Below are 14861 nucleotides of genomic sequence, written 5' to 3'. Positions count from 1 at the left end.
GCGGAAAGCGCTTGCCGCGACTACTCGCGGTCTGGGTTGCGGACGCCTTCCGGGCCCGCTTCCAGCAGCGCGACGCACTCGATGTGCGGCGTCTGCGGGAACATGTCGACCGGGCGCACCTGCTTGAGCTGGTAGCCGGCCTCGACGAGCTGCGCGGCGTTCGGCGCGAGCGTCGTCGGGTTGCAGGAGACATAGACGATCCGCGACGGGGCGGCCTCTACGATCCGGCGCACGATCTTGGCCGACAGGCCGGCGCGCGGCGGGTCGATGATCGCGACGTCGGGCTTGCCCTCGCGCTCGACGAGCTCGCGCAGGGCGAGACGGGCGTCGCCGGCGTAGAAGTTCGCGTTCTGGATGTCGTTGAGCTTCGCGTTGGCGATCGCGTCCGCGACGGCGGGCGCGACGATCTCCAGGCCGACGACCTGGCGGGCGCGGGTGGCCATCGAGAGCGCGATCGTGCCGATGCCGGAGTACAGGTCGAAGACCTTGTCGCTCCCGGACAGCGACGCGTACTCGAGCGCCACGCCGTAGAGCTTCTCGGCCATGTCGGTGTTCGTCTGGAAGAACGCCTCGGGCGAGATCAGGAAGTCGAGGTCGTTGATGGAGTCGACGAGCTGGGGCGCGCCCTTGAGCAGCGTCGACTCGCCGCCCTGGGTGCTCTCGCCGAGGTCGGCGGTCTGCGTCCACCACAGGCCGTCGGCGTCGACGGCGTCGATGAAGCCGTCCACGTCGAGCTTGCCGGGGCTGGTGACGAGGCGGACTTGCGTCTGGCCCGAGCGGCGCCCCTCACGGATCACGAGGTTGCGCAGGAACCCCCGCTGATCGCGCCGGTCCCACGGCATGTAGCCCTTGACGAAGCGCAGCACCTGCTCGCGCAGCTCGTTCACGCGCTCGGAGACGAGCTTGCAGTCGTCCATCGGCACGATGTCGTTCCAGCGGCCGGGCGCGTGGAAGCCGCACACCAGCTCGCCCTCCGGGCCCTGCCCGAACGAAAACTCGACCTTGTTGCGGTAGCGCCACTGCTCGACGGCGGGGATGATCGGCTCGAGCTCGAAGTCCGTCAGCCGCCCGATCCGCTTCAGCGCGTCCTCGACCTGCTCGGCCTTGACCGCGAGCTGCTTCTCGTAGGGCAGCACCTGCCACGGCGCGCCCGGATGGTCGGCGAACGGCTCCACCCGGTCCGGCGACGGCGTGACGACCTCCACCACGCGCGCCTCGGCGTAGGCCCGCTTGGCCTTGCCCACCTCCGCCTTGACCGTGTCGCCCGGGAAGCCGCCCGCGACGAACACGACGTAGCCCTCCTTGCGCGCGACACCGTTGCCGCCGTGCGCGAGCGTGTCGATCGTCAGTTCGAGGATGTCCCCGCGCGAGGGTCGGCTGAAAGTGGGCGCAGACATGGATGTGTGAGGATGACAGGGTGTCCATCGACTCCCCTGATGAGCTGGCCGGTCTGCGCGCCGCGGGCCGCGTCGTGGCCGAGACCATCCGCGAGGTCGCCCGGCGCGTGCGCCCCGGGATCTCCACCGGCGAGCTGGACGAGGTCGCCGCGCAGGTCTTCGCCCGCTTCGGCGCCCGCAGCGGCCCGCAGCTCGACTACGACTTCCCCGGCACGATCTGCCTGTCCGTCGACGACGAGGCCGTGCACGGCATCCCCGGCCCGCGCCGCCTGCGCGAGGGCCAGCTGCTGAAGATCGACGTCACCGCCGAGCTCGACGGCTTCTACGCCGACGCCTGCCGCACCGTCCCGGTCGGCCGCGTGCGCCCGCGCGAGCAGCGGCTGATGGCGGCCTCGCAGTCCGCGCTCAAGCGCGGGCTGGAGGCGGCCGTCGCGGGCGTGAACGTCGGCGTCGTCGGCAAGGCCGTCAACGACGAGGTCCGCCGGCGCGGGTTCTCCGTGATCGAGGAGCTCGCGGGCCACGGCATCGGCCGCCGGATCCACGAGGAGCCGAACGTCCCGAACATCGACTGGGACGGCCCGACGCTGACCGACGGCCTCGTGATCACGATCGAGCCGATCATCGCCGCCGGCACGGGCGCCGTCTACCAGCACTCCGACGGCTGGACGATCAAGACCTACGACCGCAAGCCCGCCGCGCACTTCGAGCACACGCTGGTCGTGACCGAGTCCGCGCCGATCCTGGTGACGGCGTGACGGTCGTCCCGGGCCGGATCGGCCTCGGCTGCATGGGTATGACGTGGGCCTACGGCCAGGCCGAGCGCGACGAGGCCGAGTCGATCCGCGTCATCCACCGCGCCGCGGAGCTGGGCGTGACGCTGCTCGACACCGCCGACATGTACGGGCCGTACACCAACGAGGAGCTCGTCGGCCGCGCGATCGCCGGGCGCCGCGAGGACTACTTCGTCGCCACCAAGTGCGGGCTCGTGGTCGAGGACGCCGCGGAGTACGTGATCGGCAAGAACGGCCGCCCCGAGCACGTGCGCGCCTCCGTCGACGGGTCGCTCAAGCGGCTCGGGATCGACGTGATCGACCTCTACCAGCTGCACCGGGTCGACCCGGAGGTGCCGCTGGAGGAGACCTGGGGCGCGATGGCGTCGCTGGTGGAGGCCGGCAAGGTGCGGGCGCTGGGGATGTCCGAGGCGAGCGTGGACGAGCTCGAGCGCGCGCACGCGATTCACCCCGTCGCGTCGCTGCAGTCGGAGGCTTCGCTGTGGACGCGCGACGCCTTCGCCGACGTCGTGCCGTGGTGCGTCGAGCACGGGGCGGCGTTCCTGCCGTTCGCGCCGCTCGGCCGCGGGTTCCTCACGGGCGCGCTGGCGCCGCAGAAGTTCCCGTCCGGCGACTTCCGCAAGAACAACCCGCGCTTCCAGCCGGAGGCGATGGACGCCAACCAGGCGCTCGTCGAGCGGGTGCAGGCCGTGGCCGCCCGGCGCGAGGCCACGGCGGCGCAGGTCGCGCTGGCGTGGCTGCTCGCGCAGGGCTCCAACGTCGTGCCGATCCCCGGCACCAAGAAGGTCTCGCGGCTGGAGGAGAACGCCGCGGCGGCCTCGCTGCAGCTGTCGGCCGAGGACCTCGCGGAGCTCGACGCGCTCCCCGAGGCCGTCGGCAGCCGTTACTGATTGAGCTTGACGTCGACCGCGTTGAGCACGGTCTTGCGGTTGGCGTTGCGGCGTTCGTAGTCGCGCACGCGGCGCAGGTCGGCCGGCTCGAGCTCGGTGAGCTGGGACACGATCTGCGCCGCGGTCAGCTCGTCGTAGTCGGCGATCGGGAACGCGTCCTGGGTGAGCCCGACCGCACTGAGCTCGGCGGGTGCGGAGATCGCGCGGCGGACGATCTCCGCCATCAGCTCCGTCGCATCGTCGCGGGTCATGCGGCCGCGCCGGACCGCGTCGTCGAGCGTGTCCTGCAGGCGCTCGCGCGTGATGACCATGACGTCGACGGGATTCTTGAGCTGCGGGGACATCGGACTGGCGGGAGTTACCCCTCCCCCCTTTGCGGTGAAACGAGAAGCTCGAGCAGCGCCTTCTGCGCGTGGCGACGGTTCTCCGCCTGATCCCAGATGCGCTGGCGCTCACCGTAGAGCACGGACTCGGTGATCTCCTCGCCGGGATGGGCCGGCAGGCAGTGCAGCGCGAACGCCTCCGGCTTGGCGTGGCTCATGAGCTTGTCGGTGATGGCGTACGGCGCGAGCGCCTCGCGGCGGGCGGCGGCGGAGCTCTCGTCGTCGCTCATGCTCACCCACACGTCGGTGTAGACGGCGTCCGCGCCCTTGACGGCCTCCACCGGGTCGGTGAACAGCTCGGCCGGCGTGTCGGTGATCTGGTAGCCGTCGGGCGCCGCGATCCTCACTCGCACGCCCGCGAGCTCGCCGATGACCGCGAGCGAGCGGGCGACGTTGTTGCCGTCACCGACGTAGGCGATCGTCCGGCCTTCGATGTCGCCGAAGGCCTCCTTGAGCGTGAGCAGGTCCGCGAGCGCCTGGCACGGGTGGTGGCCCGGGCTGAGCATGTTCACCACCGGGACGGCCGCGTGCTCGGCGAGGCCGTTGAGCTCGTCCTCGTCGCCCGTGCGCAGGCCGATGATCGCGGCGTGGCGCGACAGGACGATCGCCGTGTCCTTGACCGACTCGCCGCGCGTGAGCTGCATCTCGTCCGGGCGCAGGATCATCGGGTGCCCGCCGAGCTCGAAGACGCCGGACTCGAAGGACGTGCGCGTGCGGGTCGACGGCTTGTTGAAGAGCAGCGCGACGGTACGGCCTTCCAGGGCCCGGCTGGACAGGGGAGCCTCCTTGAGCGCGGCCGCGCGATGCAGGAGCAGATCGAGCCGGTCCGCGTCCAACTCGGCGCCGGTGATGAAGTGTTGGGGTGCGGGCATTGAGCTGGAACCTCTACCACGGTCGCGCGGTGGATCCCGCCGGACGGTCGTTGCTGAATGAGTTTGCCGCGGCGCTGGACGGTTGGGACTGGGACGTCGCGTTGCTGCAGGAAGTACCGCCGTGGTGGCCGCCGCTGCTGGGACGCGCGAGCGGCGCCTGCGCCCGATGGGTGCTGACGTCGCGCAACTTCGGGTTGGGCGTGCGGCGGGCGGTCTCGGCGCGCAACCCCGACCTGCTGAAGGCCAACGGCGGGGGCTGCAACGCGATCCTCGTGCGGGGGCGGGTGCAGGAGCATCGTGTCGTCCGTCTGACGTGGTGGCCGGAGCGGCGCTGGGCGCACGGCGTGCGGGTCGGACCGTGGTGGGTGGTGAACCTGCACGCGTCCACGCACCGCGACGTGTGGGCCGCGCGGGACGTGGCGCGGGCGGCGCGCGCGTGGCCGGTCGAGGCGCCGCTGCTGTTCGGCGGGGACCTGAACCTCAAGCGCCCTGCGCTGCCCGGGCTCGTGCATCTCGGCGGCAACCACGTCGACCACTTCTTTGCCCGCGGTGCAGCCGGCTCGGGGTTCGAGGTGCTCGACCGCGGGTCGCTGTCGGACCACCCGCCGATCCGGGTCACCCTCTGAGGCCGAACCCCCGCAGCATCAGCATCGCCCGCTCCCCCGCCGTGCCGGGCTTGGGCAGCACGCCGAGGTCCATCGCGGCGGAGTAGACGTCGAAGAACGCGCGGATGCGGAAGAAGCGCCCGTCCTGCAGCTCCGCGTAGACGACCGCGTGGACCTCGAGCGCCTTCTTGGTCGGGTGGATGCGCCCGATCTCGCCCAGGTGCGTGCCGAGGATGCGGCACGGCGCGGCGGCGAACGTGCCGTCGGTCAGGCGGTTGCCGGTGCTGTTCACGCGCGCGTCCGGCAGCGCCTTCCACAGCTGGCGCGCATGCTTCGCGAGCCTGCGCGTCCCGATCAACGGCTCCTCCGTGAGCGGGTCCTCGTAGTGGACGTCCGGGTTGCAGATGGATTCGAACCCACGCGGATCGCGGCCGGACCAGGCGCGATCCCACGCGTCGAAGAGCTCGTCGACGTCCACGGCCGCCATGATGGCTGACCGCGATGCTGGGCGTGCTGCGTGAGCGGGAGTTCCGCCTGCTGTGGTTGGGGCAGAGCGCGTCGACCGTCGGCGACCGGCTCGTGTTCGTCGCGCTCGCGCTGTTCGTGACCGAGCTCGGGACGCCGACCGACGTCGGCTACGTACTGGCCGCCTACACGGTCTCGCTGGTGCTGTGCCTGACGTTCGGCGGCGTCTGGGCCGACCGGCTGCCCCGGCACCGGCTCATGCTCGTGACGGACCTGATCCGCGGCGGCGTGCACGCGCTGCTCGCGGTCCTGATCTTCACCGGCGTCGTCGAGGTCTGGATGATCGTCGTGATCGAGATCGTGTTCGGCGCCGCCGAGGCGTTCTTCCGGCCCGCCATGACGGGGTTGGTGCCCCAGACGGTCAGCGAGGAACGCGTCCAGGAGGCGAACTCGGCGATCGCGGTCGTCAACACCGTCGCCGAGTTCGCCGGGCCGGCGCTGGCGACGCTGCTCGTGCTCGGCGTCGGCGCGGGGTGGGCGTTCGCGCTGGACGCGGCGACGTTCGTGGTCTCCGCGTGGTTTCTGGCCCGCATCCGGCCGCGGGCGCGCGGCGAGATCGCGGCGCCGTCGGGCTCGGTGGTGCGCGACCTGCGCGAGGGCTGGGACGAGTTCCGTGCCCACGCGTGGGTCTGGGGCGTCGTCGCCATCTTCAGGCCTGCCGGTCCTCGTGCTCGTGGCGTGGTTCTTCGTGGCGGGCGTCGGCCTGGCGCTGTTCGACGTCTGGTGGCACACCGCGCTCCAGCAGCGCATCCCGGCGCACGCGCTCTCGCGGGTCAGCTCCTACGACTGGATGGGCTCGCTGGCGCTGCTCCCGCTCGGCTACCTGCTCGCGGGGCCGCTCGGCGAGGCGGTCGGCAACACGCAGGTGCTGATCGCCGGCGGCGCCGCGGGCTTCGTGTTGGTGCTGCTCGGGCTGACGATCCCGGACGTCTGGCGCCTCCGCGCGCTCGACGCTAGCGTTGCAAGCAGTGGCATCGGTCAGCGTCCGTGATCACGACGACGACGTCCGGCAGCGGTTGCGGGTCCGCGCCGCGCGCAACGGCCGCTCGATGGAGGCCGAGATCCGCGCGATCCTCACCGACGCCGTGAGCGAGCCGCCGTCGGCGGACCTGTTCTCGACGCTGCTGGACCGCTTCAGCGCCGCCGGCGGCGTCGACCTACCCGCCGCCGCGCGCACGGAGCCCGCGCGGGCCGCCGACTTCTCCGCGTGATCGTCCTCGACACGAACGTCGTGTCGGAGCTGATGCGCCCGGCGCCGGCGCCCCAGGTGGTCGCGTGGCTGCGCGGTCGAGCTGAGCCGCTGGCGACGACCGCGGTCACGGTCGCCGAGCTCCGGTACGGGCTGGAGCGGCTTGCCTTCGGGACGGCGCGCGACGCAGCTGCAACGGCTCGCCGACGAGACCCTCGGCGCGTTCGCCGAGCAGATCCTGCCCTTCGACGCGGCCGCCGCCGCTCGCTACGGACCGCTCGTCGGCGAGCGCGAGCGTGCGGGCCGGCTGATCGCCGCCCTCGACGCGCAGATCGCGGCGATCTGCGTCGCCCACCGAGCCACGCTCGCGACCCGCAACCCCCTCGCGGGCTTCGCGGACGTGGGCGTCGAGCTCGTGGACCCGTCCGTCCGATTGCCCGATTGACTGCCCTCCGGGGTCGCGATCACAGACCTTTGGTGCTTGCGCGGGCCTCCGCGGGCGGGCTAGGGTCGCCAGCAGATGAAGCTTCGTGTGGCGACGCTCGCGGTGGCCGCGAGCCTGGTCGTGGCCTCTCCCGCCGCGGCTGACACCTTCACCGTCACGGGCTTCGGTGACGGCAGCGGTTCCTGCGCACCGAACGGCCCGACCGGCATCTGGGCCTGCACGACGCTGCGCGCGGCGGTCGACCAGGCGAGCGCGATCACCGGCGAGGACACGATCTCGCTCGGCGCGGGCGAGTACAGCGTCAATGCCGGCGACCTGGAGTTGGCCGGCAGCATCCAGATCGCCGGCGCCGGCCCACGTCAGACCACCGTGCGGTCGGTCGACAGCCCCCAGCCGGTCTTCACCGCCGGAGGCGGCGCCGACGTCACGCTCGCGCTGATGACCATCCGCGGCGGCACGAACGGCATCTCGATCGTCGGCGGCGCCGAAGTCGGCATGACCTTCACCCGGGTCACCGCCGCGACGGGCACCGCCGGGATCCTCAACGCGGGCACCGTGGTCGTCACGAACAGCTTGATCGACGGCAACAACGGCGCGGGCATCCGCAACGCCGGCATCGACGGACAGCCGGCGGACGTCACCGTGGGTAACTCGACGGTCGCCCTCAACTCCGGCGCCGGGATTGCGTCGGTCGGCACGAGCGAGAACAACGTCAGCCTGCTGCACGCCACGGTGGCCCGCAACGCCGCGGCCGGCCTGAGCTTCAGCAGCCCACAGGACGCGCTCGCCAGCGGCTCGATCATCGCGTTCAATGGCGGCGGCACCAACTGCGCGGGCGGCCCGCTGACCGGCGAGCACAACGTCGAGGACACCACCAGCTGCGCGCTCGCTCCGGGGCAGAACCAGTCCGTCACCGACCCCAGGCTGGCCGCGACGACCAGCGACCAAGGCGGCTACACCGACGTCCTCGCCATCGCCGCCGGCAGCCCGGCGATCGACTACGTCAACCCGTGCGTGATCCAGATCGACCAGCGCCCGTTCACGCGCGTTCCGTCGCTCAGCGGCCCATGCGACGCCGGCGCCTACGAGCTGTCCGGCACCGATCCCGGCTTCCCGCAGGACCCGCCCCCGGACCCGACGCCGACGCCCACGCCTCCGCCTCAACCGCCCACGCCCACGCCGGCGCCGGGCCCCGAGCCGACGCCCGCACCGAACCAGACTGCGGTGGTGCGCGAGGTGCGCGGCACGGTGAAGGTGCAGCTGCCGGGAACGAAGACGTTCGTGGACGTGGACGCCGCGCGCGGTATCCCGATGGGCTCGACGATCGACACGCGCAAGGGCGCGGTCGAGCTCACGTCGGTGCCGAGGGCGGGCGCGCCGCCCGAGAAGGCGACGTTCTACGACGGCCTGTTCAAGGTGACCCAGCGCGCCGGAATCACGGACCTGGCGCTGGTCGAGGAGCTCGACTGCGGCAAGGGCAAGCGCGCGTCGGCGAGCCAGAAGGGCAAGAAGCCGAAGTCGCGCAAGCTGTGGGGGGACGGCAAGGGGGCGTTCCGGACGAGCGGGCGCTACAGCGCGGCGACCGTGCGCGGCACGAAGTGGCTGGTGCAGGACACGTGCACGACGACCACGGTGCGCGTGACGCAGGGCAGCGTGCTCGTGCAGGACAAGGTCAAGAAGAAGCGGATCGTGCTGCGGGCGCCCAAGACCTACGTGGCCAGGGCGAAGAAGTAGGTGCGGCGGCTGGCGATCGCGGCGTTCGGCGCGCTGGCCTTCAGCGCTGCGCCGGCGCACGCCGCGACGTTCCAGGTCACGACGCCGCAGGACCTGCAGACGCCGTGCACGCCGTCCGAGTGCTCGTTGCGCGCGGCGGTGTCCGCGGCGTTGGCCAACGGGGCCGGCGAGGACGACGTGGTCAACGTGCCGGCGGGTGAGTACGCGGTCAGCGGAGGGCTCAACCTGAACGGCACCCCGGCCGTGCGGATCACGATCGCCGGCGCCGGGGCGAACGCCACGATCATCCGGCCGACGGGTGCGACGCGCGTACTCACCGTGGGAGCCGGTGCCTCGATCGCCGTCCAGGACGTCACGCTGCGCGACGGAGTCGCGAGCGACACCGGCGGCGGCAACGTGCGCGTCGAGAACACCGGCTCGCTGCGGCTCCTGCGCACCCGGGTGACGAACGGCAGCGCGCCCCAGGGCGGCGGCATCCTCGCGGGCGGCAACCAGCTCAGCATTGTCGCGAGTCTCATCGACGGCAATCGGACGGTCGGCACGGGGCAGGCGAATGGCGGCGGCATCTACGCCTCCGGCAACACGACCACGCTCCAGCTGTCCGTCCAGGACTCCACGATCACCGACAACGAGGCCGTCAACGGCGGCGGGCTGTACGTGACGAGCAACGTCGCGACGGCGCTGCGGGGCGTGACGCTCGCGCGCAACCGGGCGAGGGCGTTCGGCAACGCGGGCGGCATCTTCGCCAACGGCAGCGGCGGCGTCCGCTTCGAAGGCTCGATCATCGCCGGCAACACCATGCCGGCGGCCAGCACCGCCACGCCGGTGCCGTCGAACTGCGGCATCTCGCCGCCACCGGTCGACGAGGGCGGGAACCTGGACAGCGGCACGAACTGCGGCGTCGCGGGCCACACGAACACCGACCCGAAGCTCGCCGCCGCGCTGGACACCAGCGCGCCGCCCGTCCTGGCGATCGCGGCCGACAGCCCGGCGCGCGACATCGCACCGTGCGGTACGCGGACGTTCGACCAGCGCGGCGTGCTGCGTCCGCAGGGCCTCGCCTGCGACGCGGGCGCGTACGAGTACGCCGAGCCGGTGGTCGAGCCGCCGCCGGACCCGACGCCCACAGCCACGCCGCCGCCCGGCCCCACCGCCACGCCCACCCCCACGGTCACGCCGGTTCCGACGCCGGTCGTCAACCGCACGATCGTCGTCGGCCCCACCCGCGGCACGGTCAAGGTCAAGCTGCCTGGCGCGAATCGCTACCTCGACCTCGACGCGACCCGCGGCATCCCGGTCGGCTCGACCGTGGACACGCGCAAGGGCCGCGTCACGCTCACCTCGATCCCCAGGCCGGGCGCGCCGCCCGAGACCGCCGTCTTCTACGACGGCCTGTTCCGCGTCACCCAGTCGCGCGGGATCACGAACCTGACGCTCACGGAACCGCTCGCCCGCTGCCCGCGCAACGCCCGCGCGAGCGCCGCCGCCGCCAAGGCGAAGAAGCGTCGCCTGTGGGGTGACGGCAAGGGCGCGTTCCGCACGTCCGGCAAGTACAGCGCCGCCACCGTCCGCGGCACCAAGTGGCTGGTCGAGGACTCCTGCGCCGGGACCCTCACGCGTGTGACCCAGGGCAGCGTGCGCGTCCGCGACAATGTCCGCAAGCGGACAATCGTCGTCCGGCCCGGGAAACCCTACACGGCGCGACCTAGACCCTAGGTCAGGCGGAACCGGTCCTGCCCGGCTAGCCTCGGCGCCAACGTGATGCGCCGGACATGGATGCTCCTGGCCATGGTCGCGGCGCTGGTCTGCGCCCCCGCGGCCCAGGCTGCCGAGTTCGAGGTCAACTCGACCGGGGATGGCGCGGACGCGTCCTGCCCGACCACCTGCACGCTGCGCGCGGCGATCGCCGCGGCGGACGCCGCCCCGAACCCGGACCCGGAGATCCCGGACACGATCACGGTTCCCACGGGGACCTACCAGCTGACGCAGGGCGCGCTGCGGCTGACGACCCCGGTGGCCGTGACCGGCGCGGGCGCCGCCGCGACCCAGATCGTCGCCCGCGCGTCCGGCGGCGCGCGCGTGGTCGAAGTCGTGAGCACGAGCGCCACGCTCACCGGCATCGCGCTCCAGGGCGGGACCGCGCTCGGCCCGAACGGGCCGCACGGCGGCGCGCTGATGGCGCAGTCGAGCACGGTCGTCCTCAACCGCGTCCACGTCTCCGGCGGCTCCGCCCTGAGCGGCGGCGGGATCGCGAACCGCAACGGCACGATGACGATCCAGCACTCGTCGATCGAGGGCAACCGGGCCTCGCAGGGCGGCGGCGACGGTGGCGGCATCATCAACTTCGGCGGCGACGGCGGTGCGCCGGCCCACCTGCTGGTGCGCGAGTCGACGATCGCGTTCAACACCGCGCGGCTCGCCGGCGGCCTGATCAGCTACCCGAACCCGGCGGACTCGGTGACGCTCGAGGGCGTCACGATCGCGCGCAACCAGGGCGGCGACCGCGGCACGGGCGGAGTGCGGATCGACACGCCCTGGCAGGCCAAGTTCACCGTGATCGCGGACAACGTGGCCCAGGGGCTCCCCTCCGGCTGCACCGGCGTTCCGGCGATCTCGCAGGGTTGGAACGTCGAGAGCGGCAACGAGTGCGGTTTCGCGCAGGAGGTCGACCACCGCTACGCGGACGCCAAGCTCGCCGGCGCGCTCGACCTGTGGGGCGGCACGACCCCGAGCCTGCGCCCGGCGAGCGACAGCCCGGCGGTCGACATCGCGATGCCGGGCAGCGACTGCGCGCCGACCGACCAGCGCGGCTTCCAGCGCCCGCAGGGGCTCATCTGCGACGCGGGCGCGTTCGAGCTCGACTACTGGGCGCGGGTCACCGCCGGCCCGCGCGGCGCCATCACCGAAGCGCGGCCCGAGTTCGAGTTCCGCTCCGCGCGCGGCGCGACGAGCTTCGAATGCCGCTTCGAGGCGGCGGCCGACTGGGCGCCTTGCAGCTCGCCACACCGACCGGCGACCGCCCTGCGCGACGGCGACTACGCCTTCAGCGTGCGAGCCGTCGGCCAGACCGAGACCGCCGAGCGCGCGTTCACCGTCGACAGCGTGGCGCCCGTCGTGACGATCACCTCCGGCCCGGCGGCGACCAACGCCCAGGAGGCCGAGTTCGCGTTCACGGCATCCGAGCCGGTGGCGGAGTACCACTGCCGCGTGCTCACGCCCGACAACGGCGACCTTCCGTTCCTGCCCTGCACCTCGCCCTACCGGGTCGACGGCCTCGCGACCGGCCGGCACGAGTTCCAGGTCCAGGCCACCGACGCGGCCGGCAGCGACAGCGAGACGGCCACGCGTGAGTTCGTCGTCGACCGCACCCCGCCCGCGATGCCCGTGATCCTGCAGCCCGCGAACGAGAGCTACACGAGCGCCACCTCGCTCCAGCTCTCGGGCACCGCCGAGCCGGGCGTGACGCTCCCCATCTCGCTCGGCCCCGAACTGCTCGCCACCGCCGAGGCCGACGCCCAGGGCGCGTGGACGGCGACCGTGGACATCCCGGAGGGCGACCTCGTCCTGCAAGTACCGGCCGTGGACGCGGCGGGCAACCGCTCGGACCCCAACTATCTGGTCGTGCACGCCGACCGCACCGCGCCGGAGACGCGGATCGACACGGCGCCGACCGACCCGACCAACGACGCGAACCCGTTGTTCACCTACAGCACCCTCGAGCCGGGTTCCACGTTCACGTGCTGGCTGACCGGGCCAGGCGTCACCGAGACCGAGCACCCGTGCTCCGCCGACGGTCACCCGTACAACGGCTTGCAGAACGGCAGGTACACGTTCCACGTGCGTGCGCGCGACCGCGCCGGCAACGTCGATCAGAGCGCGGAGAGCCACACCTTCACCATCAACGCGGATCTGCCGGCCGTGCCGGTGGTCACGACGCCGCAGGGGCAGGTCAGCTACTCGAACGGCACCGTGACGTTCCGTGGCACCGGCGCCAACGGCACGACCGTCTACGCGGCGACGAGCACCAACGTCTTCGGCGGCACCGCGGTCATCGACGGCGAGTGGCACATCGAGTTCGAGGCCGATCCCGGCGACTACGCCTTCTCGATCTACGCGACCAACGCGGCCGGGCAGTCCGCGGGCGTCGCCCGCAGGATCATCGTCGACAAGACCCCGCCGACCGTGGCGCTGGCCGCCCCGCCGCGGTACACGGGCTCGAGCGGCATCCTGTTCGCGCCCGCCTCGCCGGACCCCGAGGCGCGGCTCGAGTGCACGCTCAACGGCAACACCGCGTCCTGCACGGACACGTACGACCTGATCGTCGGGCAGACGTACACCTGGGCGCTGCGCGCCGTCGACCGAGCGGGCAACTCGTCGGCGCCGGTCGGGCGCACGTTCATCTACCGCGGCCCGTTCCAGACGACCGTCAAGTGGGACACCCCGGCGAGCGACAACACGCCGGCGTTCACGCTGACCGGCGGCACGCAGTACACGTGCTGGATCGACGACGTCGCCGTCCCCTGCGGGCCCGCGTTCACGGCGCCCGCGCTGAGCGACGGCAACCATACGCTGCGGGTGCGCGGCGCTGACGCCTCCGGCATCGAGGAGGAGGAAGAGCGGACGTTCGCGTTCGACATCGACACGGTCGATCCCGCGCCGCCGACGATCGACTCGCCCCCGAGCGGCACTGAGGTCACCACGCCGGAGATCACCCTCGAGGGCACGACCGAGCGGCTCAGCGAGGTCGAGATCTTCGACGGCACGACGCTCGTCGGACGCGCACGGATCGTCAATGAGGGCAGCGGCGAGTGGTTCCTCGACGTCTCGCTCACCCCGGGGGCGCACACCTTCACGGCCGTGACCGTCGACGACGCCGGTAACCGCTCCGCCCCGTCGGCGCCCGTGACCGTCACCTATCGGGCGGCCGCGACCACGATCGTGTCCGGCCCCCCGGCGGTCACGCGCGAGACGACCGCGGCCTTCACCTTCGCCTCCGAGTTCCCGAACCCGCGGTTCACCTGCGCGCTCGATGGCGACCCCGAGTTCACCGACTGCCCGGCGGCGTACGAGAACCTGGCTGAGGGCCCGCACGAGCTGAAGGTCGTCGCCGTCGACCCGGACGGCAGGCGCGGCGCGGTGGCGACGCACGTCTGGCGCGTGGACCGTACGCCGCCGGCCGCGACCGCGGTCACCGCGGGCGAGCCGGGCGTGTTCACGTTCGCCGCCGACGAGCCGGGCGTCACTTACGCCTGCAGCCTCGACGACGGCGCGTTCGAGCCGTGCGCCTCGCCGCAGACGTACGCGGGCCTCGCTCCCGGCGCGCACACGTTCAGGCTGCGCACGGTCGACGCGGCCGGGAACGCGACGGACTCCCCCGCCACGACGTTCGCGGTCGCGGCCGTCGCGGCGCAGACGCAGACGCCGACGCCGACGCCCGCGCCGAGCGCCGCGCCCGTCACGCCGACGGCGACGCCGACCCCGCAGCCCGAGGCGGGCGAGACGGTCGTGTCGCGGCCCGTCTCCGGCCGGATCCTCGTCAAGCTGCCGGGGTTCCCGTCGTTCGTGGAGCTGCGGTCGATCGACGACATCCCGCTCGGGTCGGAGATCGACGCGCGCAACGGCCGCGTGCAGCTGCGCTTCGAGAGCGAGCCGGGCAAGGTTCAGATCGCCCTGTTCTACGGCGGCATCTTCCAGGTCACGCAGCGCGGCAAGGTGCTCGACCTCAAGCTCACCGAGGAGCTCGCGCCGTGCCCGAAGAAGAAGGGCAGGGCGTCCGCGGCCCAGAAGAAGGCCTCCAAGCGCAAGCTGTGGGGTGACGGCAAGGGCGCGTTCCGCACGTCCGGCAAGTACAGCGCCGCGACCGTGCGTGGCACCAAGTGGCTCGTGGAGGATTCCTGCGCGGGCACGCTCACGCGGGTGACGAGCGGCGTGGTCGCCGTGCGCGACCGCAAGAAGACGGTGCTCGTCCGCGCCGGCCGCAAGTATCTGGCCAAAGCGCGCTAAGACCTGCCCGAACGGCCTTGTCCGGCG

13 protein-coding genes and 1 pseudogene are annotated in these 14861 nt (G+C 72.5%); 10 read left to right on the top strand and 4 right to left on the bottom strand.

Annotated elements, in window-relative coordinates; genetic code table 11:
* Positions 1-20: 20 nt before the first annotated feature.
* Positions 21-1397 carry a 23S rRNA (uracil(1939)-C(5))-methyltransferase RlmD gene (rlmD, locus tag OJ962_RS15850; protein ID WP_202954425.1) on the bottom strand — a complete coding sequence of 459 codons (1377 nt, stop codon included), beginning with the start codon at positions 1395-1397 and terminating at the stop codon, positions 21-23.
* 20 nt (positions 1398-1417) lie between these two features.
* Here rlmD and map point away from each other — a divergent pair, with 20 nt between their 5' ends.
* Both map and OJ962_RS15840 read left to right on the top strand, forming a co-directional pair.
* On the top strand, positions 1418-2152 hold the full coding sequence (map, locus tag OJ962_RS15845; protein WP_202954426.1) for a type I methionyl aminopeptidase: 735 nt from the start codon (positions 1418-1420) through the stop codon (positions 2150-2152).
* Entirely contained in the window at positions 2149-3078 is a 930-nt protein-coding gene (locus tag OJ962_RS15840) for an aldo/keto reductase (RefSeq protein WP_270006461.1), read from the top strand. The genes map and OJ962_RS15840 overlap by 4 nt, the downstream gene beginning before the upstream one ends.
* Here OJ962_RS15840 and OJ962_RS15835 read toward each other — a convergent pair.
* Positions 3072-3422 carry a hypothetical protein gene (locus tag OJ962_RS15835; RefSeq protein ID WP_202954427.1) on the bottom strand — a complete coding sequence of 117 codons (351 nt, stop codon included), beginning with the start codon at positions 3420-3422 and terminating at the stop codon, positions 3072-3074. The two genes, OJ962_RS15840 and OJ962_RS15835, sit on opposite strands and share 7 nt — an antisense overlap.
* 14 nt (positions 3423-3436) lie before the next feature.
* Complete coding sequence (gene argF, locus OJ962_RS15830) at positions 3437-4333, bottom strand: ornithine carbamoyltransferase (RefSeq protein ID WP_202954428.1); 897 nt, start codon at positions 4331-4333, stop codon at positions 3437-3439.
* 50 nt (positions 4334-4383) lie between these two features.
* Between argF and OJ962_RS15825 the strand changes: the two genes are divergently transcribed.
* The gene (locus tag OJ962_RS15825) at positions 4384-4959 is read left to right on the top strand and encodes an endonuclease/exonuclease/phosphatase family protein (protein ID WP_270006460.1); all 576 of its coding nucleotides are present in this window, start codon (positions 4384-4386) and stop codon (positions 4957-4959) included.
* Here OJ962_RS15825 and OJ962_RS15820 read toward each other — a convergent pair.
* Complete coding sequence (locus tag OJ962_RS15820) at positions 4949-5416, bottom strand: ester cyclase (protein ID WP_270006459.1); 468 nt, start codon at positions 5414-5416, stop codon at positions 4949-4951. The two genes, OJ962_RS15825 and OJ962_RS15820, sit on opposite strands and share 11 nt — an antisense overlap.
* Before the next feature lie 23 nt (positions 5417-5439).
* On the opposite strand from OJ962_RS15820, the gene OJ962_RS15815 reads away from it, so the two are divergent.
* The 7 genes and pseudogenes from OJ962_RS15815 (at position 5440) to OJ962_RS15790 (ending at position 14834) form a co-directional block, all read left to right on the top strand.
* Positions 5440-6420: an MFS transporter gene (locus tag OJ962_RS15815; protein WP_202954431.1), complete on the top strand. Its 981-nt coding sequence runs from the start codon at positions 5440-5442 to the stop codon at positions 6418-6420.
* Positions 6421-6431: 11 nt separating this feature from the next.
* Positions 6432-6674, top strand: coding sequence for a FitA-like ribbon-helix-helix domain-containing protein (locus OJ962_RS15810; protein WP_202954432.1), 243 nt, complete (start codon positions 6432-6434; stop codon positions 6672-6674).
* Between the two features lie 32 nt (positions 6675-6706).
* Positions 6707-6799, top strand: a pseudogene (locus OJ962_RS34440) (VapC toxin family PIN domain ribonuclease); the annotation flags it as partial.
* A 16-nt stretch (positions 6800-6815) separates the two neighbouring features.
* Positions 6816-7097, top strand: coding sequence for a PIN domain-containing protein (locus OJ962_RS15805; RefSeq protein ID WP_238931574.1), 282 nt, complete (start codon positions 6816-6818; stop codon positions 7095-7097).
* A gap of 75 nt (positions 7098-7172) precedes the next feature.
* Positions 7173-8831, top strand: coding sequence for a right-handed parallel beta-helix repeat-containing protein (locus OJ962_RS15800; protein WP_202954434.1), 1659 nt, complete (start codon positions 7173-7175; stop codon positions 8829-8831).
* Entirely contained in the window at positions 8832-10547 is a 1716-nt protein-coding gene (locus OJ962_RS15795) for a choice-of-anchor Q domain-containing protein (RefSeq protein WP_202954435.1), read from the top strand.
* A 45-nt stretch (positions 10548-10592) separates the two neighbouring features.
* Positions 10593-14834 carry a choice-of-anchor Q domain-containing protein gene (locus tag OJ962_RS15790; RefSeq protein WP_238931635.1) on the top strand — a complete coding sequence of 1414 codons (4242 nt, stop codon included), beginning with the start codon at positions 10593-10595 and terminating at the stop codon, positions 14832-14834.
* Positions 14835-14861 lie beyond the last annotated feature (27 nt).

This window comes from Solirubrobacter deserti (assembly GCF_027587175.1).
Lineage (GTDB): Bacteria > Actinomycetota > Thermoleophilia > Solirubrobacterales > Solirubrobacteraceae > Solirubrobacter > Solirubrobacter deserti.
Note: the sequence above shows the minus strand (reverse complement) of the source record. Positions and strands in the feature narration are given on the sequence as shown.

What these genes read in the sequence shown, in the direction of transcription:
- rlmD (WP_202954425.1), bottom strand. Translation starts at nt 1,397, where the DNA reads ATGTCTGCGCCCACTTTCAGCCGACCCTCGCGCGGGGACATCCTCGAA.
- OJ962_RS15835 (WP_202954427.1), bottom strand. Translation starts at nt 3,422, where the DNA reads ATGTCCCCGCAGCTCAAGAATCCCGTCGACGTCATGGTCATCACGCGC.
- argF (WP_202954428.1), bottom strand. Translation starts at nt 4,333, where the DNA reads ATGCCCGCACCCCAACACTTCATCACCGGCGCCGAGTTGGACGCGGAC.
- OJ962_RS15815 (WP_202954431.1), top strand. Translation starts at nt 5,440, where the DNA reads ATGCTGGGCGTGCTGCGTGAGCGGGAGTTCCGCCTGCTGTGGTTGGGG.
- OJ962_RS15800 (WP_202954434.1), top strand. Translation starts at nt 7,173, where the DNA reads ATGAAGCTTCGTGTGGCGACGCTCGCGGTGGCCGCGAGCCTGGTCGTG.
- OJ962_RS15790 (WP_238931635.1), top strand. Translation starts at nt 10,593, where the DNA reads ATGCGCCGGACATGGATGCTCCTGGCCATGGTCGCGGCGCTGGTCTGC.